The sequence below is a fragment of the Mycobacterium sp. NGS18 genome (genome assembly GCF_059813185.1).
Map to the genome: position 1 here is coordinate 384,154 of NZ_JCALEC010000003.1, position 21,991 is coordinate 406,144.

Here is a 21,991-nt window from a genome sequence, read left to right on the forward strand (position 1 = left end):
GTGACCGATATCGGGGGTACCGGCGTCCCCAGTGGCGTGCCCGCCGGCCCCGTCACCCGCGCAAGTGTGGCCCGGGTCGGTACCGCGACGCTGCTCAGCGCATTGTGCGGCTACACCGTGCTGTACCTGGCGGCACGCGACCTGGACCCGGCCGGCTTCTCGGTATTCAGCGTGTTCTGGGGGGCATTCGGCCTGGTCACCGGGGCAGCCAACGGCCTGCTGCAGGAGACCACCCGCGAGGTCCGGTTCGCCCGGGAGGGCGGGGCGAGCCGCCCATCGACTCGGCCTCGGCACACCCGGCCGCTGTGGGTGGCCGGGCTGACCGGACTGGTGGCGGCCGGGCTGGTCGCCGCCAGCTCGCCGCTGTGGAGCAGCCATGTCTTCGTCGAGGCGCGCTGGCTGTCGGTGGGGCTCCTCAGCTTCGGGCTGGCCAACTTCGCCGTGCACGCCGCCCTGCTGGGCACGCTGGCCGGCACCAATCGGTGGACCCAGTACGGGGCGTTGATGGTGACCGACGCGGCAATCCGGGTGGCGGTGGCCACCGCGACCTTCGTCATCGGCTGGGGCCTGGTGGGATTCTTGTGGGCCACCGTCGCGGGCGCCGTGGCTTGGCTGCTGCTGCTGGTCACGTCTGCCGCGGCCCGATCGGCGGCACGGCTTTCGACCGCGGTGGGCACCGCGGACTTCCTGCGCGGCGCGGCGCATTCGATCACCGCGGCCGGGGCCAGCGCGATCCTGGTGATGGGTTTTCCGGTGCTGCTGCAGGCCACCTACGGCGAACTGGGCGCCGAGGGCGGCGTGGTGATCCTGGCGGTCACCGTGACCCGCGCGCCGCTGCTGGTGCCGCTGACGGCGTTGCAGGGCAACCTCATTGCGCACTTCGTCGACCAGCGCGGACGGCGACTGCGCGCGCTGGCCACGCCGGCGGCCTCCGTCGCCGCGCTGGGCGCGGCAGGTACGGTCGCAGCCGGCCTGGCCGGCCCGTGGCTGCTGCGCACGGTATTCGGCCAGGACTACAACGCCGGCGGGCTGCTGCTGGCCGGCCTGACCATCGGGGCGACCGCGATCGCGCTGTTGACGCTCACCGGCGCAGCGACCGTGGCCGCGGCACTGCATCGCGCCTACGCGCTGGGCTGGGTGGGCGCGACGGTGGCGTCCACGTTGCTGTTGCTGCTGCCGCTGGACCTGCCGACCCGAACCGTCGTCGCACTGCTGTGCGGGCCGCTGGTGGGAATCGCCGTGCATCTGGCCGCGTTACGCGCGGCGCCCTGAGTGCGGACGTGTATTTTTTAGGCATCGATACCAGGTCAGAGACCCCTCACCCCGACGTCTGGATCATCGTCCCGGCCTTCGGCGAGGCAGCCGTCATCGGCGACGTGATCACCGGAATCCGGTCGGTTTTCGCTTCGGTGGTCTGCGTGGACGACGGCAGCACCGACGACACCGCGGCGATCGCCCGGCGCGCCGGCGCCTACGTCGTGCGCCATCCGGTCAACCTCGGCCAAGGCGCGGCCATCCAGACCGGGGTGGAGTTCGCCCGCCGGCAACCCGGCGCCCGGCTGTTCGCCACCTTCGACGCCGACGGTCAGCACCAGGTGGCCGACGTGGTACGCATGATCGAGCGTCTCGACAGCGCGGACCTCGACATCGTCATCGGCACCCGGTTCGCCGCGCCCGAGGCCGCCGCCGCGGTGCCGCTTCTCAAACGTCTGGTGCTGCGGGCCGCGGTGGCGCTGAACCCGCGGATCCGCCGGCTGGGGCTCTCCGATGCCCACAACGGCCTGCGGGTGTTCAACCGGCGGGTCGCCGATGGGCTGGACCTCACCATGAACGGGATGAGCCACGCCGGGGAGTTCATCGCGTTGATCGCCGAAAACGGTTGGCGGGTAGGCGAAGAGCCGGTCGAAGTGCTCTACACCGACTACTCCAAGGCGAAGGGCCAACCGCTGCTCAACGGCGTCAACATCATGTTCGACGGCTTGCTGCGCAAGAGGATGTCGCGATGAACTGGATCAAGGTGTTGCTGATCGCAGCGGTGATGGCGCTGTTGATCTACCTGCTGCTGTCCCGGCGGTCCGCCCAATCGCGAGCCTGGGTGAAAGTGGGATACCTGGTGTTCGTGGTGGCCGGCATCTACGCGGTGCTGCGCCCGGACGACACCACCGTGGTGGCGAACTGGCTCGGGGTGCGCCGCGGCACCGACCTGATGCTTTACGTCCTGATCATCGCGTTCGCCTTCACAACGCTGAGCACCTACATGCGCTTTCGGGACCTGGAACTGCGCTATGCCCGGCTGGCGCGGGTGATGGCGCTGGCGCAGGCCCAGCCGCCGGAACCGCCGCATCAACCACAAACACAGTAATTCGGCGACTCTTGGCCTGCTGGTAACAAAAGATTTGCCCCGCGTCTCGCTGCGGCGGCCACCCTGGGGCTCATGAAGGCGACCGAAATCCTGGCGGATCCGCTGGTCGAAGTCACGGCGACGTTATTGACGGTGCCGGCCCGGGAGTTGTACGCGTTGCTCTGGCGTGCCGGGGTGCTCGAGGTGCGGCATCCCGCACCCGCGCGCCCGGCGGCCGAAGTCCGAGAACTTCGGCCGGCCGGATGAAGCGGCTGGGTCTTAGCGCACCAGTTCGAGCTTCGCGGACGTCTTCTTCGCGGACGTCTTCGTCGCGGTGGCCTTCTTCGCGGTGGCCTTCTTCTTGGCCGCCGCGGTCTTCTGCGCCGGAGCTTTCTTGGCCGGAGCTTTCTTGGCCGCCGGAGCTTTCTTCGCCGGGGTCTTCTTGGCCGCCGCAGCTTTCTGCGCCGGGGCCTTCATGGCCTCCAGCGCCTTGTTCGGCGTAGCCGCCTCTACCGGGGCCGCTACCAGGCCGGAGTCCTCTTCCGCGGGGGCCGCGAACCGGCTCGCCACGGCCACCGCGGCGGTGGCTGCCGCGGCCGTGCCCAGGGCCTGCGCCCAGCCGATCGGACCGACCGGCGTGCAGCCCAGCAGCTGACTGACACCCGGTGTGCTCACCATCGCGGCGAACGCGGCGAACGAGCCGGCCGCGGTGAGCAGCACCAGCGGCGCCCGCGAATCGACCACGGTCTGGCCCAGCTCGGTGGAGACCAGCGAGATCAGGGCCACCGTGGCGGCCCGCTGCGGCATGCCCGTCACCGAAGCCATCGCCCAGGCAGCGGTGCCCGCGGCCGCGGTGACCCCGCCCCGGAAGGCCACCGCACGCCACAGCTTCTTCTCGTCGAGACCGCGGACCGCACCGCCGATCGGGCCCGCCGGCGTGCTGACCGCCACCGCGGTGGCCGGCAACGCGTCGGTCAAGGTGTTCATCAGCAGCAGCTGCCGAGTGTTCAGCGGCGAGTTACCGGTGACCGCCGTGCCGATGACGGAGAAGATCACCTCACCGGCGTTGCCGCCGAGCAGCCCGGAGATCGCCAGCTGGACGCCCTTCCACAGCCGGCGGCCCTCGTCGATCGCGTCGATCAGCGACCCGATCTTGCCTTCGGTCAGCACCACGTCGGCGGTGGTGTGCGCCGAGTCGCTGCCGTGCGCCACCACACCGAGTCCCACCGTGGCGGCCCGGATGGCGGCGGCGTCATTGGCGCCGTCACCGACCATCGCCGAGACCCGCCCGGCGCGCTCCAGCGTCTGGACGATCTGCACCTTGTTCTCCGGGGACATCCGGGCAAAGATCACCCGCTCGCAGACCACCCGCTCTTGTTCCTTGCGGTTCAACGCATTCCACTCCGAGCCGGTGATGACCTGATCGGCGTCGACGGTGACACCCATCTCGGCGGCGATCGCGGTCGCCGTGATCGGGTGGTCGCCGGTGATCATCCGGATGTCCACCCCGCGGGCGGTGAGATCGGCCAGCAGCTGCGGCGCGTCGGCCCGGGGGGTGTCGGCCAGACCGAGGAACCCGATCAGCGTCAGCCCCGAGCCGGCCACCTCGACGATCCGGTCGGAATCCTGCGACACCGTGCGCACCTGTGCGGCGGTCAGCGTGCCCTGCGCCACCGCGATCACCCGCAGACCCTGGGCGGCCATCGCGGCCACCTGCTGTTCCTCGGCGGCACCGGCGTTCTTGCAGGCCTGCAGCACCACTTCCGGTGCTCCCTTGACCAGCAGCTCCGACCCCAGCACCGACGCCGAGAACGCCCGGCCCGACCGGAACGGCAGGTGCGCGTCGGGCTCGGTCCATGCGCGGGCGCCGGACGCGGCGGCCGCACCCTCGACGATGGCCTGGTCGGTGGCGTGCGCATGCGCCGCACCGTCGGGCGCCGGCGCTGCCTGAGCCGCGGTGCCGAGCACGTCGTCGTCGGAATATCCGCGCAGCGGGCGCACCGTGGTGACCCGCAGCCGGTTCTCGGACAGCGTTCCGGTCTTGTCGAAGCAGACCACGTCGACCCGGCCGAGCGCCTCCACCGAGCGCGGGATGCGCACCAGCGCACCGGATTTGCTCAGCCGCTGCGACGACGAATGCTGGGCCAGGGTTGCCATCAGCGGCATCCCCTCCGGGACCGCGGCGATTGCCACCGCGATCGCGTTGCCGAGCGCCACCCGCAGCCCGCCCTGGCGCAGCAGGCCCAGCGCGCCGACCGCCACGCCGCCGGCCGCACTGACCGGGAAGGTCCGGTACATCAGTTGCGACAGGTGGTGTTGCAGACCGACCTCGGGCAGCTCACCGGAGGCCAGTTCGGAGGCCCGGCGGGTCTGGGTGTCGGCGCCCACCGCGGTCACCATGGCCAGCGCCTTCCCGGCGATCACGGTGGAGCCCGCGTAGAGCATGGAGCTGCGCTCGGCCAGTTCGGCGCCCGGCGTGGGTTCGAGTTGTTTGCCGACCGACAGCGATTCGCCGGTGAGCGACGACTCGTCGACCTCGACGTCGGTCTCCTCGATCAGGCGGGCGTCGGCGGGCACCACCTCGTTGCTGCGCACCTCGATCAGGTCACCGGGCAGCAGTTGCTCGGCGACGATCTCGCGGTACTCCCGGGTGCCGTCGGCACCGGCCAGCACGACCCGCGCCGGCGGGGCCTGCTGCGCCAGCAGGATGTTCAGCCGGTTCTCGGCCCGCAGGCGCTGATAAGCCGCCAGCATGGCGTTGCCGGTGAGCACCGTCCCCACCATGACGGCGTCGATCGGCGAACCCAACATGGCCGTCGCCGCCGAACACAACGCCAGGATTGGGGTCATCGGGTCGGACAGTTCGGCGCGCACGGCGTGCAGGAACGGCCAGAACATGCCCTGCGACGCCGTCTCGGCCGGCGCCCGCTCGGCCAGTGGTGTCAGCTGCTCCGGGGTCAGCAGTTCCCGCACCTGCTCGACCGACATGGCGTGCCACTCGTAGGCCGGCGCCGGCTGCGGTGCGCGAGCCCGCAGCGTGCGGCGGGCCAGCAGGTAGCCCGACAGCATCCCGGCGCCCGCGCCGATGGTCACCGGTCCGGGGCCGCGGCCGTGGCCAGACCCGAGACCGGGGATCGTCGCCCGGACCCCGCGCACCAGCAGCAGCCCGGCGATCGTGGAGGCGCCGATCGAGATCGCGACACCGCGCTCGCTGGCCTCGCGCGCAGCCGGCAGTGCGCGCAGCACCTGCCAGGCGCCGGCCAGGTCGGCCAGCAGCAGGTCTGCGTAAAACGGCGGTGCGGTGTCGGCGCCGGCCTCCGGCATGACGCCCAGGCCCAGATCGGCCGACGCCAAGGCCTGCGCCGCGACACCGGATAGCACCGCCACGGTGCGGCCGGCCTGCTGCAGCTCGGTCACCGCCGTGGCCAGTGCCGCGTCGATGTCCTGGTCGGCGGGCAGCGCATGCACGTCGTCGAAGCCGGGGCGCAGCTCGCCCAGGATGTCGGTGTCCACCGTGACCAGTTCTGCTCCGGAGGCACGCGCCTCGAGCACCACCGCCGAGGCCAACGCGTGGTGCGCGGGCAGGATCAGCGCCTCCACCGGATCCTTGCGGCCCGCGCCTCGTGCGGTCATCCGCGGTACCCGGTGCCAGCCCGGACGCAGCCCGGGCTTGTCGAGCAGGCTCTGCGCGTGTCGCCACGCCAGCGGCAGCTCATGCTCACCGGCGCCACGGATCTGCACCACCCGGCGTTGTTCGCCGGCCAGCACCCGCGGGTCGATGAGCAAGGTGTCGACCTTGTCGAGGCGGCGCAGGCTGTCCGGCCGCAGCGGCAGCACGCCGTGCTGGTCCGCCAGGCCCTGGCCCAAAGTCGCGGCGAAGGACTCGCAGCTGGTGCGCACCGCTTTCGGGGAGGCCGCCAGGATCGCGTTCGAGGTCATGTCCAGGTTGCGGGTCAGCGCCCCCACCACTCCGGCCCCGACCACCTGCGCCAGCGCCGTACGTTTCAGGTGGCGTTCCACCGCGCCGTCCGGACGCGGGACCGGACGCGCAGCGGTGTAGACGTCGGGGTGCTCGGCATAGCGGGCCAGTTCCGGCTCGTAGCGGTTCCACGCCACCGCGCCGGCGCGGGACTCGGCGGCTTTGAGTCCCTCCACCATCAGGTCCACCGCGAGGATCGCCGGCGACATGGTGATGACGTGCGATCCGAGCGAGGCCAGTGAGAGCACGGTGTCGGTTCTGGCGCGCCCGATCCGGCTTTCCAGCGCGTTGCGGACCAGCGGCTGATAGCGGGCCACCGACGCTGCGGCATCGAAGATCTTGGGCGCGGCCGGCCAGCGCAGCACGCTGCCCGCCGTCGCGATTGCCAGCCCGACCGCGTTGGCGCCGACCATTGCTCCCTTGGCGGCCAACAACAGCCCGTCGCCCGGCAGCGCAGCACCGTCGGTTGCGCTGAGCTCGGCAGCGTTTTCGACGCCTTCGACCGCGGCGCACAACTCCGCCAGGGATGTGCCGTCATCGATCTCGACGACCACCCGGGACAGCGGGCGGTTCAGCCGCACCGAGGTGACCCCCGGCCGGTCTTGCAGGGCTTCGAGCACCGCGGGGCCGAGGTCGGGGCCGTCGCCGTCGAGCCCCCGGACTTCGATCCAGGCCCGCCCGGCACCCCGCCAGCTACGCCGGCGGGTCAGGTCGGAGCGCTCACCGGCCAGGATTTTGGCGCCTTCGCGCAGCGGGATGGCCGCGAGGTCCAGGCTGGCCGATGCCACCGTGCCGACGGCGTCCAGACCGAAGCGGCCGATCGAGAACACGTCCATGGGTTACCTCCAGCGTCTGTGATGCGCTGGAGGTCTCTTCCGCCGGCCACCGGCCCGCAGCACCGGTCGTCCGATGACGGGCGACGAGTTGACGACACTGCAGCGAAGGAATACTCCCCTCCGTCGACGAAGTATGCCACAAAAGTTCAGGCCGACTTCACCTGCCGGAAATAAGCCACCGTGCGCGCCACCCCGTCGGCCAGCGCGACCTGCGGTTGCCAACCCAGCACCTCACGCGCCCGGTCGATGTTCAGACAGGACCGCTTCAGGTCACCCAGCCGCGGCGGGTGGAACTCCGGGTCATCGGGTGCGCCGACCGCGGCGGCTACCGCCGAATGCAGTTGCCGGTCCGAGGTTTCCACCCCGGTCCCGACGTTGAACCGCTGCCCGTCGCCTCCCCCGCCGGCCGCCCGCACGAAGGCGTCCACCACGTCGTCGACGAACACATAGTCGCGGGTGTTGGATCCGTCCCCGAACACCTTGGTCGGCGCGCCCTTCAGCAGGGCCTGGGCGAAGATCGCCACCACGCCGGCCTCGCCGTGCGGATCCTGCCGGGGGCCATAGACGTTGGCCGGCGCGATGTGCGAACACTGCAGCCCGTAGAGGTGCCGGAAGGTGTTGAGGTAGATCTCACCGGCCACCTTGCCGGCGGCATAGGGCGAAGCCGGGTCGGTGGGATCGTCCTCGCGGGTCGGATAGCGCGGCGGGGTGCCGTAGATCGACCCGCCCGAGGAGGTGTGCACGATCTTGCGCACGCCCGCGGCGCGGGCCGCCTCGGCGAGCCGGATGGTCCCGACCACGTTGACCGAGGCGTCGTGCTGTGGGTCAGCCACCGAATGGCGCACGTCGATCTGGGCGGCCAAATGGAAGATCACCTCCGGGCGGGAGCGCTCCAGCACCTCGCCCAGGTCGGCGGTGACGATGTCGGCCTCGACAAAGCTGAAGTCAGCGTCTCCGGTCAGGTGCTCGATGTTGGTGGCCCGCCCGGTCGCGAAATTGTCCAGTCCGACGACCGGGTGCCCGTCCGCCCGCAGGCGGTCGACCAGCGTTGATCCGATGAATCCGGCTGCTCCGGTGACCAGTGCTCGCACCGGGCCACCATACCGACAGGTAAGAAAGACGGATGCGCACCCGGATGGCCGCCCTGCCCTGGGTCTGCTGGGCGGCGGTGGTGTTGCTGGCCGCGCAACTGGTGGTCCGGGCGGTGGTGGCCTTCGGCGGCTACTTCTACTGGGACGACCTGATCCTGATCGGCCGGGCCGGCACCCACGATCTGCTGTCACCGGCATATCTGTTCGACGATCACGACGGTCATGTGATGCCGGGGGCGTATCTGGTGGCCGGTGCGCTGAGCCGGGCCTGGCCGTTGCAGTGGGCGGCGCCGGCGGCCAGCCTGGTGGTGCTGCAGCTGCTGGCGTCCGGTGCGCTGCTGCGGGCGCTGTGGGTGATTCTGGGCTGGCGGCCGGTGCTGCTGGTGCCGCTGACCTTCGCACTGTTCTGTCCGCTGGGCCTGCCGGCGTTCGCGTGGTGGGCGGCGGCGTTGAACGCACTGCCCATGCTGGCCGCGCTGGCCTGGGTCTGCGCCGACGCGATCCTGTTGGCGCGCACCGGAAGCCGCCGCTACGCGCTCACCGGCACCTTGGCCTACGCAGGCGGCCTGCTGTTCTTTGAGAAGGCCGCGGTGATCCCGTTCGTGGCGTTCAGCGTGGCGGCACTGCTGCGCTACGTGGCCGGGGAACGGCCACTGAGTGCGATCGCGCAGGCCTGGCGGGCCGGGCCCCGGCTGTGGACGGCGACGCTGGCGGTGACCGGTGGCTGGATCGCGGTATACCTGGCGGTGGTCAACCAGAAGCGCTGGACCTTCGACCTGGACATGACCCGCGAGCTGCTCCTGCGCTCGATCACCCACGGCATCATCCCGAGCCTGGCCGGTGGCCCGTGGACGTGGGCGCGCTGGGCGCCGGCCTCGCCGTGGGCCCTACCGGGCCCGGTGGTGATGACGCTGGGCTGGCTGGTGCTGGCGGGGCTGCTGGCGGTGTCGCTGGCGCGCAAGCATCGGCTGGCGCCGGTGTGGCTGGCCGCGCTTGGCTACGCCGCGGCCTGCCAGGTCCCGATCTACCTGATGCGGTCCTCGGCGTTCACCGCGCTGGAGCTGGCCCAGACCCTGCGCTACCTGGCCGATCTGGTCGTGGTGCTGGCGATCCTGGGCGCCGTCGGATTGTGTGCGCCCAACCGGGAGTCATCGCGGTGGCTGGACGCCTCGCCGTTGCGCACCGTGGCGGTGACCGGCCTGGCGGTGGCCTTCACCGCCAGCAGCCTGTACTCGACGGTGACGTTCCTGGCCCGCTGGCGCGATGACCCGGCCCGGGCGTATCTGACCAACGCCCGGCACGGCCTGGCCGCGGCCCGCGCCGACTCCGATGCGCCGCTGCTCGATCAGGAGGTCGACCCGCTGGTGCTGCAGCGGGTCGTCTACCCGGAGAACCTGGCCAGTCACCTGTTCGCCCTGGTTCGTGACCGGCCGGAATTCGCTTCGGCGACAACGCAGTTGCGGATGCTCACCAGCGCGGGGATGCTGACCGACGCGCAGGTGACCTGGGTTCGGTCCATCGTGGCCGGGCCGGTGCCGCGCTGCGGCTATCTGGTGCAGCCGGACCTGCCGGCCACGCTGGGGCTCGACGGTCCGCTGCTGCCGGCCGACTGGACCGCCGAGATCAACTACCTGGCCAACGTCGACGGTGCGATGACGCTGGCGCTGTCCGACGGCCCCGAGGTCCGGGTCAAGGTGCGCCCGGGACTCAATCGGGTCTACGTGCGGCTTCCCGGCGCCGGCTACAACCTCACCGCGCGCGCCGATACCGCGGCACTGTCGGTGTGTATCGCGTCGGGACCGGTCGGCTACGTCGCACCGCGCTAACGCGCTGCGAACAAGCGCAGATATGCGTTTCCTATGAGTCTCGGCTCTTGAGTTGCCCGGCCACTGCGGCCGGAAATACCTTCGGATATCGGCGATTTGAGGAGTAGCCGATGAATTTTGCAGCGTTGCCGCCGGAGGTCAACTCTGCGCTGATGTATTCCGGGGCCGGATCCGGCCCGATCCGCGCCGCCGCCAGTGCCTGGAAAACCATGGCCGCCGAACTGGAATCAGCAGCCAACTCCTACCGCACCGTCATCGCCGGACTCACCGACGAAACCTGGCAAGGCCCCGCCGCCACCGCCATGGCCGCCGCCGCAGCCCCCTATGCCGCCTGGATGAGCACCACCGCCGCCCAAGCCGGCCAAGCCGGCACCCACGCCAACGCCGCCGCAGCCGCCTACGAAACCGCCTTCGCCATGACCGTGCCACCGGCCGTCATCGCCGCCAACCGCACCCAGCTGGCCACCCTGACCGCCACCAACCTCCTCGGCCAAAACACCGCCGCCATCGCCGCCAACGAAGCCCTCTACGCCGAAATGTGGGCCCAAGACGCCACCGCCATGTACGGCTACGCCGGCACCGCCGCCACCGCCACCCAACTGCCCACCTTCACCGCACCGCAACACAATTCGCAGCCCCTCGGCCCCACCGACGCATCGGGGTCGTACGAAGGCGCCGGCGCGCCCGGCTTGTTGCTGGACCTGCTGGTCGCGGTCATCGAGGTGGACAGCATCGCTCCCTTCGAGGGCGGCGGCGCGGGTCTGGAATTCGGCGGGCTGGCGATCGAAGCTGCCAGCCTGGGGCCGTTCGCCGGTCTGGGCATCACCGGTGAGTTCGGCGCCGCGAGCGGGCTGGGCCTGATCGGCCAGACGACACCGGCCGGCGGACTGTTGGGGCTGGCCCCGCCGGTGGGCGGTCTCGGCCCCGCCGCCGCGCTGCCGGCGGCCGGCCTGAGCGGTGCCGGCCGGGTGGGTGCGATCTGGGCCAGCATGGGCAAGGCGGTGCCGCTGGGCGGGCTGTCGGTGCCCCAGGCCTGGGCGGCCGCCGCCCCCTCAGCGCTGCGCGAAGTCGCTTTGCTGTCAGCACAATCCAGTACCGCCGCAGCAGCCGCCGCGGCTGCCGGAGCCGAAGCGCCTTATGCCGAGATGGCTCTGGCCACCATGGCCGGCCGCGCCATGGCCGCCACGGTGGCCCCGGGCCGTCGAGCAGCGGTGATCACCCAGCCCAACCCCACCGCGGCGGCCAAAGCGGTCCCAGAAGACAAAGAACCCGCAGCACGCCCCGATGAGGTGACCGGCGTCGAGGTTCTCGCCGAACTGCGCGGCCTGGCAGAACTGCGCGACTCCGGCGTGCTGACCGACGATGAGTTCCACAAACAACGCGAACGCGTCATCGAACACTTTGTTGACGAATGAATTTCACAAGGGGAGGTAAATAGATGTCTTTCGTGGTGACCCAACCGGAGATGCTGTCCGGGGCGGCCGGCGATCTGCAGGGAATCGGTTCGGCGGTGCAGGCACAGAGCGCAGCGGTGGCGACACCGACAACCGCGATGGCCGCACCCGCCGCCGATGCGGTCTCGACGTCGATTGCCGCGCTGTTCAACGCCAACGGTGCGCTGTTTCAGAGCGTGGCCGCTCAAGCGGCGGCCGTCAATCAGATGTTCGTCGCCGCGCTGAGCGGCGGCGGCGTCTCGTATGCGACCGCCGAGGCGGCGAACGCGGCCGCTGCCGGCTGATCGCGGAGTAGCCGATGAATTTTGCAGCGTTGCCGCCGGAGGTCAACTCTGCGCTGATGTATTCCGGGGCCGGATCCGGCCCGATCCGCGCCGCCGCCAGTGCCTGGAAAACCATGGCCGCCGAACTGGAATCAGCAGCCAACTCCTACCGCACCGTCATCGCCGGACTCACCGACGAAACCTGGCAAGGCCCCGCCGCCACCGCCATGGCCGCCGCCGCAGCCCCCTATGCCGCCTGGATGAGCACCACCGCCGCCCAAGCCGGCCAAGCCGGCACCCACGCCAACGCCGCCGCAGCCGCCTACGAAACCGCCTTCGCCATGACCGTGCCACCGGCCGTCATCGCCGCCAACCGCACCCAGCTGGCCACCCTGACCGCCACCAACCTCCTCGGCCAAAACACCGCCGCCATCGCCGCCAACGAAGCCCTCTACGCCGAAATGTGGGCCCAAGACGCCACCGCCATGTACGGCTACGCCGGCACCGCCGCCACCGCCACCCAACTGCCCACCTTCACCGCACCCCACAACACCGCCACGCCCAACCCCACCACCACCAGCTCGGCCGTCCAAACCGCCGGCAACGCCGCTGCCACCCACGCCCTGAGCACCGCCGGCCACCTTGCCGGCTCCACAGCCGAATCCGCCGATGCCATCTCCCCCGGCTTGGCCTTCGATCTGGCCGGCGCGGTTCTGGAGGTGGCCAGCGTCGGCCCGTTCGGCGGAATCGGGCTGGGTGGAGCGTTCGGTGGTCTGGCGATCACCTTGGGCGAGTTGGCCTTTCCCGAAGGCGCGGAAGGCCTGGGAGCGCTGGGCGGCTTGGGTCTGATCGGCCAGGCCACCCCTGGCGTCGGCGCGCTGGGATCCGCGTCCGGCCCGGTCGGTGCGACGTGGGCCAGCGTGGGCAAGGCGGTGCCGCTGGGCTCGCTGTCGGTGCCGCAGGCCTGGGCCGCCGCCGCACCCTCGGCCCTGCGCGAAGTCGCCTTGGTCTCAGCGCAATCGGGCACCGCCGCAACGGCCGCTGCCGGAGCCGAAGCCCCCTACGCCGAGATGGCCCTGTCCAGCATGGCCGGGCGCGCCATGGCCGGCTCGGCGGCACCGGGGCGCGGAGTAGCGATCGCCAGCCAGCCCAATCCCAAGCCGGCGGCACCACCCAAGCCCGCCGAGGAACCCGAAGAGCCGGACAAGCCGGACAAGGCGAAGGCGATCGGCGTCGTCGCCGAACTCCGCGCCCTGGTCGAGCTGCGGGACTCGGGAGTTCTGACCCAGGAGAGGTTCATTCAGCGGAAGCAACGGCTCCTGGGCGAATGATCTCGACTCCGGGGTGGAAAATGGGGACCGATGTCGGGTAACACGGACCACCGGAGTCCGCGCAAGGCGATCCTCGGGCAACTGCCGCGGATCAATCGGCCCGACGGGTCCCCGATCCGGGTGCTGCTGGTCGACGACGAGCCGGCGCTGACCAATCTGGTGACGATGGCCCTGCACTACGAGGGCTGGATGGTCGACGTCGCGCACAACGGCCGCGACGCCGTCACCAAGTTCCACAGCGGCGAGCCCGATCTGCTGGTTCTCGACATCATGCTGCCCGACGTCGACGGGCTGCAGATTCTGCAGCGGGTCCGCGAATCCGACGCCTACATCCCGACGCTTTTCCTCACCGCCCGCGACTCGGTCACCGACCGGGTCACCGGTCTGACCTCCGGCGCCGACGACTACATGACCAAGCCGTTCAGCCTCGAGGAGTTGGTGGCGCGGCTGCGCGGACTGCTGCGCCGCTCCGCCCAGCTGATGCCACCGGTCGACGAGGTGCTCACCGTCGGTGATCTCACACTCGACGGCGCCAGCCGGCAGGTCAGCCGCGGGCGTGTTCCGGTTTCGCTGTCCACCACCGAGTTCGAGCTGCTGCGGTTTTTGATGCGCAATCCCGGGCGGGCGCTGGCGCGCGCGGAAATCCTGGACCGGGTCTGGAATTACGACTTCGCCGGCCGCACCAGCATCGTCGACCTGTATATCTCCTACCTGCGCAAGAAGATCGACGTCGACCCCCCGATGATCCACACCGTGCGCGGGGTGGGGTACATGCTGAAGCCGCCGCAATGACGCACTCCTCGCCGTGGTGGCGCCCGCGGGCACTGCGCCGGCAGTTGGTGCTCGGCGTGTCAGCCGTGGTGACGGTGGCGTTCGTGGCCGTGGGCGTGGTGTCGGTGCTGAGCCTGCGCAGCTACGTCACCGCGACCAGCGACGCCGATCTTTCCGAGTCGCTCAACGCCTTCAGCCACTCCTTTGCCAAGTATCGCCGCGTCGAGAACGTCACCGGCCCCGACGGTATGTCGAACATCGGGCGGGCCATGTTGGGTTTCAACGATCAGACGCCGGGCAACGTGCTGGCGGTGCTGCGCAACGGCAAGGTGATCGGTTCGGCGGTGTTCACCGAGGAAGAGCCTTATCCGGCACCCGCGAACGTGGTCGCCGCCATCGACGCCCACCACTGGCACAACGGCCCACCGCAGTCGATGGAGTTGGGCGGTCTGGGGTCCTACCGGGTGGAGACCCGCGTCGCCGACGAGGACGACCTGTTGTTCATCGGCGGGTCGCTGAACCTGGCGAACCGCACCGTTGCCCGCCGAATGGCCTCGGCGGCAGGGCTTTACACGGTGGCGCTGCTGATCACCGCCGGTCTGACGATCACTGTGGTCAGCTACGCGTTGCGCCCACTGCGCCGGGTCGCGGCCACCGCCGCCTCGGTGGCCGCGATGCCGCTGACCGACGGCGACGAACGCATCACCATCCGGGTCGCCGCCACCGATGTCGATCCCGACAACGAGGTCGGTATCGTCGCTGGCGCATTGAATCGCTTGCTGGACAACGTCGATAGCGCACTGGCGTATCGCAGTGAAGCCGACCGGCGGATGCGGCAGTTCATCACCGACGCCAGCCACGAACTGCGCACGCCGCTGGCCGCCATCCAGGGCTACGCCGAGCTGACCCGTCAGGACAGTTCCACGCTGCCACCGACCACCGAATACGCGCTGGCCCGTATCGAATCCGAGGCGCAGCGGATGGCGTCGCTGGTCGACGAGCTGCTGCTGCTGTCCCGGCTCAGCGAAGGCCAAGACCTGGATATCGAAGACGTCGACCTGGCCGATTTGGTGCTCGATGCGGTCAACGACGCCGCGGCGGCCGCGCCGAGCCACCACTGGGTCAAGAACCTGCCCGAGGCCCCGGTGTGGGTGCGCGGTGACCGCGCGCGGCTGCACCAGGTCGTGACCAACCTGCTGAAGAACGCCTGGGTGCACACGCCGCCCGGGGTGACAGTCACCACCGCCATCGCCGAGGACCGCTGCGGGGTGGGCGGGCCGGTCGCGGAGTTGACGGTGGCCAACGACGGCCCGGCGATCGATGCCGACATGGTGCCGCACCTGTTCGAGCGGTTCGTGCGCGCGGACAAGGCCCGCTCCGGCGAGCTGGGCAGCACCGGGCTGGGGTTGGCGATCGTGGCCTCGATCGTCGGCGCGCACCGCGGCTCGGTGGGGGTGGAATCCGCCGACGGCGCCACGGTGTTCCGGGTTCGGCTGCCGGTGGTGGGTGGAGCCGCCTAGGAGAATCGAACTCCTGACCTATTCATTACGAGTGAATCGCTCTACCGACTGAGCTAAGGCGGCGCGCCCCGACCGAGACCGGGACCAGCCGAGTTTACAGGTCGGCCCGCAGCGCCTGACCGATGGTGGCGACCATGGCGCCGACAGCGAACCGGGGCTTGACGTTGACCGCCAACGCCTCGCGGCATTCCAGCACCGCCTCGATGCAGCGCAACAGCGCAGCCGCCGGCGCATGCGCGGCCATCGCCGCCACGGCATCGGCCATGTCCGGATGGCTGGGCCGGGCGGTATCGACCCCGGACGCGGCCAGCAGGGCATCCCGGAAATAGGTGGCCAGATCGATCAGGGCCCGGTCCAGCGCGTCGCGCGATGCCCTGGTCTGGCGCGACTTCTGCCGGCGCTCCAGGTCCTTGATCACCCCGGCGGTGCCACGCAGCGTTCCGGCGGTGCCCTTGCCGGTGCCGCCGGCCCCCAGCGCGGTGCGCAGCTCCTCGGTCTCAGCCTCGGCGCGCTCGACGGTCAGATCACGCGCCTCGGACTCCGCGGCGGCCACCAGCTCGTCGACCGCGGCGAACGCCCGCGACGGGGTGGCCGCATCGCGGGCCAGCGTCAAGGCCCGCTGACGGCGTTGGCGGGCCTCGGGATCGGTGGCCAGCCGCCGGGCCCGGCCCACGTGGCCGCCGCTGACCGCCGCCGCCCAGTCCGCCGTCTCGGCGTCGAGCCCGTCGGTGGCGATCAGCACCTGCGCGATCGCCGCCGGGGCCGGCGTCACCAGTGCCACATGCCGGCACCGCGAGCGCAGGGTGATCGCGATGTCCTCCGGATCGACCGACGGGGCGCACAACAGGAACACCGTCGAGGGCGGCGGCTCCTCGACGACCTTGAGCAAGGCGTTGGCCGCACCTTCGGTGAGCCGGTCGGCGTCCTCGATCACCACGATCTGCCACCGACCGGTTCCGGGCCGACGGGAGGCGACCTGCACGATGGCCCGCATCTCGTCGACGCCGATGGACAGCCCCTCGGGCACCACCCGCCGCACGTCGGCGTGCGTCCCGGCCATCGTGGTGGTGCAGGCCCGGCACCGCCCGCAGCCCGGCCCGCCTTCGGCGTCCTCGGCGGTGCACTGCAGCGCTGCCGCAAAGCACACTGCCGCAATCGATCGGCCCGAACCCGGCGGCCCGGTGATCAGCCAGGCGTGCGACATGCCCCCGGCGGTCACCGCGCTGTGAGCAGAATCACGCCGGGATGACCGTGCGGCGGCCAGCAGCGCGGCCTCCACCGTCTGCTGGCCCACCAATCGTGCGAAAACCCCGGACATCATGGGTCACAGTAGTGGCTGGCCGCGATAATCGAACTCCGGCTTTGTCGTCCCGCCGGATACGGTGTGCTGGTGAGTACCACGACCTTGGGCGGGCGGATCAGCCGATTCGTCCGGTGGGTGGTGCGTACGCCGTGGCCGGTGTTCACCCTGAGCATGCTGCAGGCCGACATCATCGGTGCGCTGTTCGTGTTCGGCTTCCTGCGGTTCGGGCTGCCGGATGAGGATCGGATCAACCTGCAGGACCTGCCGCGCGCCAACCTGGTGATCTTCGCCGTCACCCTGCTGTGCTTGTTCGCCGTCGGCTTCACGGTCAGCACCTCGGTGCTGATGCCGGTGTTCCGCTGGCAGCGCCGGGAGGCGCGGCTCACCGGCCCCGACCCCGACGCCGACTCCGCTGACACCGAACTCGCGCGGTCCCGGGCGCTGCGGATGCCGTTCTACCGGTCGCTGATCAGCATCGGCTACTGGACGGTGGGCGGAGTGGTGTTCGTCATCATCAGCTGGCCGGTAGTGAACGACGTAGTGCCGGTGGTGATCACCGCGACCGCGCTCGGTGCGGCGGCCACGGCCATCATCGGTTATCTGCAATCCGAGCGGGTGCTGCGCCCGGTCGCCGTCGCGGCGCTGCGGGGCGGGGCGCCGGAGAACCTGCGGGCACCCGGGGTGCTGTTGCGTCAGCTGCTGACGTGGGTGCTGTCGACCGGGGTGCCGTTGGTGGCAATCGTGGTGTCGGTGCTGGCCGGCAAGACGTCACTGCTCGACGCCTCACCGGACAAGCTGTTCACCCCGATCCTGCTGATGGCGCTGGCCGCGCTGATCATCGGGCTGGCGGGCACCGCGCTGGTGTCGATGTCGATCGCCGACCCGCTGCGCCAGCTGCGCTGGGCGCTCGGGGAGGTGCAGCGCGGCAACTACAACGCGCACATGCAGATCTACGACGCCAGCGAACTCGGCCTGCTGCAGGCCGGGTTCAACGACATGGTGCGTGATCTGGCCGAGCGGCAGCGGCTGCGCGACCTGTTCGGGCGCTACGTCGGCGAGGATGTGGCCCGGCGTGCGCTGGAGCGCGGCACCGAGCTGGGCGGCCAGGAACGCGATGTGGCGGTACTCTTCGTCGATCTGGTCGGCTCCACCCAGCTCGCCTCGACGCGACCGCCCAGCGAGGTGGTCAACCTGCTCAACGAGTTCTTCCGGGTGGTGGTCGAGGCCGTCGGGCGGCACGGCGGTTTCGTCAACAAGTTCCAGGGTGACGCCGCGCTGGCGATCTTCGGCGCGCCGATCGAGCACCCGGACGCCTGTAGCTCCGCGCTGGCGGCGGCCCGCGACCTGCACGATGGGCTGCTGCCGGTGCTGGGGTCGGAGGAGTTCGGTATCGGCGTCTCGGCCGGCCGGGCCATCGCCGGGCATATCGGCGCCCGGGCCCGCTTCGAGTACACCGTGATCGGCGACCCGGTCAACGAGGCCGCCCGGCTGACCGAGCTGGCCAAGCTGGAGGCGGGGCACGTGCTGGCGTCGGCGGTCGCGGTCAGCGGCGCGGTCGACGCCGAGGCCCTGTGCTGGGAGGTCGGCGAGATCGTCGAACTGCGCGGCCGCGCCGTGCCCACTCAGCTGGCTCGGCCATTGAACCTTGCGGTGGCCGAAGCGATTCCGGCCTCAAACGACAAGGCCGCAGAAACCTCAGCCGCGGACTGACTCAGCGCCCGGTTGCCTTCTTCGCAGCAGCCTTCTTCGCCGGCGCCTTACGGGCGGTCTTCTTGGCGGCCTTCTTGACCGGCCCCTTGGCCCGCCGGTCGGCGAGCAGCTCGGCGGCGCGCTCGTCGGTGATCGAGGCCACCTCGTCGCCCTTGCGCAGGCTGGCGTTGGTCTCCCCGTCGGTCACGTACGGACCGAACCGGCCGTCCTTGATGACCATCGGCTTGCCGCTCGCCGGGTCGGCACCCAGTTCGCGCAGCGGCGGCGCCGAAGCTGCTTGGCGGCCACGGCGTTTCGGCTCAGCGTAGATCTTGAGCGCTTCCTCGAGGGTGATCTCGAAGATCTGTTCCTCGCTGGACAGCGATCGAGAGTCGGTGCCGCGCTTGAGGTATGGGCCGTAGCGGCCGTTCTGCGCGGTGATCTCCTCATTCGAGCCCGGGTCGAGCCCGACCACCCGCGGCAGCGACAACAGTTTCAGCGCGTCCTCGAGCGTGACGGTCTGCAGGTCCATGCTGCGCAACAGCGACCCGGTGCGCGGCTTGGGCCCGGTCGGCTTCTTGCCCTTCTTGGCGGTAGCGCCCGAGTCGTCGTCCGGCGGAGGCGGCAACACCTCGGTGACGTACGGGCCGTACCGGCCGTCTTTGGCGACGACCTCATGCCCGGTTTCCGGGTCGATGCCGAGCGACCGGCCTTCTTGCGGGGTGGCGAAGCGTTCCTCGGCCATCGCCAGGGTCAGTTCGTCCGGCGGCAGCGAGTCGTCCAGGTTGGCCCGTTGCGGGGTCGGCTCGCCGTCGTCGCCGGTGATCATGCGCTCCAGGTACGGGCCGTTCTTGCCGACCCGGACATACACCGGGCGGCCCTGCTCGTCATCGAACAGCTTGATCGAGTTGATCTCGCGGGCGTCGATGCCCTCCAGGTTGACCCCGACCAGTTTCTTCAGGCCGCCGGCGCGGGCGATCGAGTCGTCCACGCCGTAGTCGCCGCCGAAGTAGAAGTTGTGCAGCCAGTCGGTGCGGCGCTGCCGGCCGGCGGCGATCGCGTCGAGCTCGTCTTCCATCGCCGCGGTGAAGTCGTAGTCGACCAGCCGGCGGAAGTGCTGTTCGAGCAGCCCGATGACGGCGAACGCGACCCAGGACGGGACCAGCGCGCTGCCCTTCTTGTAGACGTAGCCGCGGTCCTGGATGGTCTTGATGATCGACGAGTAGGTCGAGGGCCGCCCGATGCCCAGCTCCTCGAGCGCCTTGACCAGCGAGGCCTCGGTGTAGCGGGCCGGTGGGTTGGTGGAGTGCCCGTCGGGGGTCAGCTCGGTGGCATCCACCCGCTGGCCCTGGCTCAGTTGCGGCAGCCGGCGCTCGGCGTCGTCGGCCTCACCCCCGGCCAGCTCGTCGACCGTCTCCACGTAGGCCTTGAGGAACCCGGCGAAGGTGATGGTGCGCCCGCTGGCGGCGAACGTCACCTGCTGAGCGCCGGACTGCCCGCCGATTCGCAGGCTCAAGGTGGTGCCGCGGGCGTCGGCCATCTGGGAGGCGACCGTGCGCTGCCAGATCAGCTCGTAGAGCCGGAACTCGTCGCTGCCCAGCTCGTTGCGCACCGCGTCGGGGGTCGCGAAGGTCTCCCCGGCCGGCCGGATCGCCTCGTGGGCCTCCTGGGCGTTCTTGACCTTGCGGGTGTACTGGCGCGGCGACGGCGAGACGTACTCCTCGCCGTAGAGCTGGCGGGCCTGGGTGCGGGCGGCATCGATCGCGCTGGCCGACAGCGTCGTCGAGTCGGTCCGCATGTAGGTGATGTAGCCGTTCTCGTAGAGCCGCTGGGCGATGCTCATTGTCCGTTCGGCGGAGAACCGCAGCTTGCGGCCGGCTTCCTGCTGCAGCGTCGAGGTCATGAACGGCGCGTAGGGGCGACGGGTGTAGGGCTTGTCCTCCACCGAGGTCACCGACAGCGAAGCACCGCGCAGCCCGGCCGCCAGCGCGGTGGCCGCGGCCTCGTCGAGCACCGTGACTTCGGCGGGCTTCTTCAGCGCACCGAGTGAGTCGAAGTCACGGCCGCTGGCCACCCGCAGCTCGTCGACGGCGACCAACCGGGCGCTGAAGGTGGGCGGGGACGCCGTCGGGTCGGAGACGCTGGAATCGAGTTGGGCGACCACGTCCCAGTAGGAGGCGCTGCGGAACGCCATCCGCTCGCGTTCGCGCTGCACGATGATGCGGGTGGCAACCGATTGGACCCGGCCCGCCGACAGCTTCGGGGCGACCTTCTTCCACAGCACCGGGCTGACTTCATAGCCGTAGAGCCGGTCCAGGACGCGCCGGGTTTCCTGGGCGTCGACCAGGTCGATGTCCAGGTCACGCGGGTTCTCGGCGGCGTTGCGGATCGCCGGCTCGGTGATCTCGTGGAACACCATCCGCTTGACTGGGATACGCGGTTTGAGGGTCTCCAGCAGGTGCCAGGCGATCGCCTCGCCCTCCCGGTCACCATCGGTGGCCAGGTAGAGCTCGTCGACATCCTTGAGCAGGCCCTTGAGTTCGGTGACGGTGCTCTTCTTGTCCGGACTGACGATGTAGAGCGGTTCGAAGTCGGCGTCGACATTGACGCCCAGGCGCGCCCACGACTCGGTCTTGTACTTCGCCGGCACGTCCGCGGCGTTGCGCGGCAGGTCGCGGATGTGCCCGCGAGACGACTCGACGACGTAGTTACTGCCCAGGTAACCGGCAATTTTTCGTGCCTTGGTGGGCGACTCGACTATGACGAGTCGCCGCACGGGTGAGTCCTTGTCGCCGTTGCGGGCATTCACCGTCTTAGAGTCAGCCAACTGCGCTTACGCTCCACTTCTGTCCGCACCGCCACGTCGCGCCGCCGGTGGACAACTGACAATCTCGCACTCACGGCCATGCCGACGCAAACCGGCGTACAGCGCTGAATTGTCTCAAAGGTGACCGAGATGGCCTGGGATCGGCGCCTCGACACGCGGCCACTGAGCCAACGCCTGGGGATCAGGCGGTGATTCCCCGACGTTTTCCACCAGCCGTGCGAGCCGGCGCCGACCGGTGATCCGCAGCGCGGGCCTGCTGCCGCGGGTGCCGATCAAGGTGGGGGCGATCCCGGCGCGCATCATGGCCGAGGCCAGCGGCGCGAAGGTGTCCGGTGCGTGCGGATCCAGGCCGAGCAGGTAGCGGTCGGCTTCTGCGGCGCCCGCCGCCAGCGTCCAGGCCCGCAGTTCGCGCGGGCCCGGCAGCCACTGCGGCGGCACGTTCTTCACCGCTCCGCGGGTCCAGGCATCGGCCAGTACGCGCAGCCGCGGATCCACCGCGGTCCGCACCAGCGGGGTGTCCTCCTCGGTGCGGGTGATCTCGGGCAGCAGACCGGCCTCACTGATCAGCTCGGCCAACGCCACTGCCCGCCAGTGGGCATCGACCACGACCGAAACCCGCGCGGCGCCGCCCGTCACGACGATCTGCCCCGGGCCAGCCAGCAACCCGGTGAGGTCGGTGACGCTGGGCGGCACCGACTCTGCCGAGAAGAAGGAAAGCTGGCTCACGTCAAGAACCGTAAGCCGGTCCACCATCCGGCGG

The 21,991-nt window shown here is 70.5% G+C and carries 16 protein-coding genes and 1 tRNA gene; 11 read left to right on the forward strand and 6 right to left on the reverse strand.

Going from position 1 to position 21,991, the window contains the following annotated elements:
- The 4 genes from AC5Y31_RS08275 to AC5Y31_RS08290 all read left to right on the forward strand — a co-directional run bounded on the left by AC5Y31_RS08275 (position 1) and on the right by AC5Y31_RS08290 (position 2,608).
- Positions 1–1,272, forward strand: coding sequence for a hypothetical protein (locus AC5Y31_RS08275; RefSeq protein WP_499979754.1), 1,272 nt, complete (start codon positions 1–3; stop codon positions 1,270–1,272).
- Between the two features lie 8 nt (positions 1,273–1,280).
- Positions 1,281–2,006 (forward strand): polyprenyl-phospho-N-acetylgalactosaminyl synthase PpgS, encoded by a 726-nt coding sequence (ppgS, locus tag AC5Y31_RS08280; RefSeq protein WP_301633086.1) that lies wholly within the window; start codon positions 1,281–1,283, stop codon positions 2,004–2,006.
- Positions 2,003–2,362 (forward strand): DUF2304 domain-containing protein, encoded by a 360-nt coding sequence (locus AC5Y31_RS08285; RefSeq protein ID WP_065024699.1) that lies wholly within the window; start codon positions 2,003–2,005, stop codon positions 2,360–2,362. The genes ppgS and AC5Y31_RS08285 overlap by 4 nt, the downstream gene beginning before the upstream one ends.
- 72 nt (positions 2,363–2,434) lie before the next feature.
- Complete coding sequence (locus AC5Y31_RS08290) at positions 2,435–2,608, forward strand: Rv1535 domain-containing protein (protein WP_165607336.1); 174 nt, start codon at positions 2,435–2,437, stop codon at positions 2,606–2,608.
- Between the two features lie 12 nt (positions 2,609–2,620).
- On the opposite strand, the gene AC5Y31_RS08295 is transcribed toward AC5Y31_RS08290, so the two are convergent.
- Together AC5Y31_RS08295 and AC5Y31_RS08300 are read right to left on the reverse strand one after the other, a co-directional pair.
- The gene (locus AC5Y31_RS08295; RefSeq protein WP_499979548.1) at positions 2,621–7,156 is read right to left on the reverse strand and encodes an HAD-IC family P-type ATPase; all 4,536 of its coding nucleotides are present in this window, start codon (positions 7,154–7,156) and stop codon (positions 2,621–2,623) included.
- 146 nt (positions 7,157–7,302) lie between these two features.
- Positions 7,303–8,247: an NAD-dependent epimerase/dehydratase family protein gene (locus AC5Y31_RS08300; protein ID WP_499979549.1), complete on the reverse strand. Its 945-nt coding sequence runs from the start codon at positions 8,245–8,247 to the stop codon at positions 7,303–7,305.
- Between the two features lie 44 nt (positions 8,248–8,291).
- On the opposite strand from AC5Y31_RS08300, the gene AC5Y31_RS08305 reads away from it, so the two are divergent.
- From AC5Y31_RS08305 to AC5Y31_RS08330, 6 genes are all read left to right on the forward strand, one after another.
- Complete coding sequence (locus AC5Y31_RS08305; protein WP_499979756.1) at positions 8,292–10,073, forward strand: hypothetical protein; 1,782 nt, start codon at positions 8,292–8,294, stop codon at positions 10,071–10,073.
- Between the two features lie 110 nt (positions 10,074–10,183).
- A complete protein-coding gene (locus AC5Y31_RS08310; protein ID WP_499979551.1) occupies positions 10,184–11,488 on the forward strand; it encodes a PPE family protein, SVP subgroup in 1,305 nt (434 codons plus the stop codon).
- 23 nt (positions 11,489–11,511) lie between these two features.
- Complete coding sequence (locus tag AC5Y31_RS08315) at positions 11,512–11,811, forward strand: PE family protein (RefSeq protein ID WP_301633076.1); 300 nt, start codon at positions 11,512–11,514, stop codon at positions 11,809–11,811.
- Between the two features lie 14 nt (positions 11,812–11,825).
- Positions 11,826–13,121, forward strand: a complete 1,296-nt coding sequence (locus AC5Y31_RS08320; protein ID WP_301633074.1) for a PPE family protein, SVP subgroup — start codon at positions 11,826–11,828, stop codon at positions 13,119–13,121.
- Positions 13,122–13,151: 30 nt separating this feature from the next.
- Complete coding sequence (locus tag AC5Y31_RS08325) at positions 13,152–13,913, forward strand: response regulator transcription factor (RefSeq protein WP_499979553.1); 762 nt, start codon at positions 13,152–13,154, stop codon at positions 13,911–13,913.
- Positions 13,910–15,412 (forward strand): sensor histidine kinase, encoded by a 1,503-nt coding sequence (locus AC5Y31_RS08330; protein ID WP_499979555.1) that lies wholly within the window; start codon positions 13,910–13,912, stop codon positions 15,410–15,412. Before AC5Y31_RS08325 ends, AC5Y31_RS08330 begins: the two co-directional genes overlap by 4 nt.
- Here the strand turns inward: AC5Y31_RS08330 and AC5Y31_RS08335 are convergent.
- A tRNA-Thr gene (locus AC5Y31_RS08335) sits at positions 15,400–15,475 on the reverse strand. The genes AC5Y31_RS08330 and AC5Y31_RS08335 overlap by 13 nt on opposite strands.
- Before the next feature lie 31 nt (positions 15,476–15,506).
- On the reverse strand, positions 15,507–16,730 hold the full coding sequence (locus AC5Y31_RS08340) for a DNA polymerase III subunit delta' (RefSeq protein ID WP_499979557.1): 1,224 nt from the start codon (positions 16,728–16,730) through the stop codon (positions 15,507–15,509).
- Positions 16,731–16,757: 27 nt separating this feature from the next.
- Here AC5Y31_RS08340 and AC5Y31_RS08345 point away from each other — a divergent pair, with 27 nt between their 5' ends.
- Positions 16,758–18,425 (forward strand): adenylate/guanylate cyclase domain-containing protein, encoded by a 1,668-nt coding sequence (locus AC5Y31_RS08345; protein ID WP_499979759.1) that lies wholly within the window; start codon positions 16,758–16,760, stop codon positions 18,423–18,425.
- A gap of 1 nt (position 18,426) precedes the next feature.
- Here the strand turns inward: AC5Y31_RS08345 and topA are convergent, their stop codons facing one another.
- Together topA and AC5Y31_RS08355 are read right to left on the reverse strand one after the other, a co-directional pair.
- Positions 18,427–21,213: a type I DNA topoisomerase gene (gene topA / locus AC5Y31_RS08350; protein WP_499979762.1), complete on the reverse strand. Its 2,787-nt coding sequence runs from the start codon at positions 21,211–21,213 to the stop codon at positions 18,427–18,429.
- Positions 21,214–21,345: 132 nt separating this feature from the next.
- Positions 21,346–21,957 carry a hypothetical protein gene (locus AC5Y31_RS08355; RefSeq protein WP_301632978.1) on the reverse strand — a complete coding sequence of 204 codons (612 nt, stop codon included), beginning with the start codon at positions 21,955–21,957 and terminating at the stop codon, positions 21,346–21,348.
- Positions 21,958–21,991: the final 34 nt, after the last annotated feature.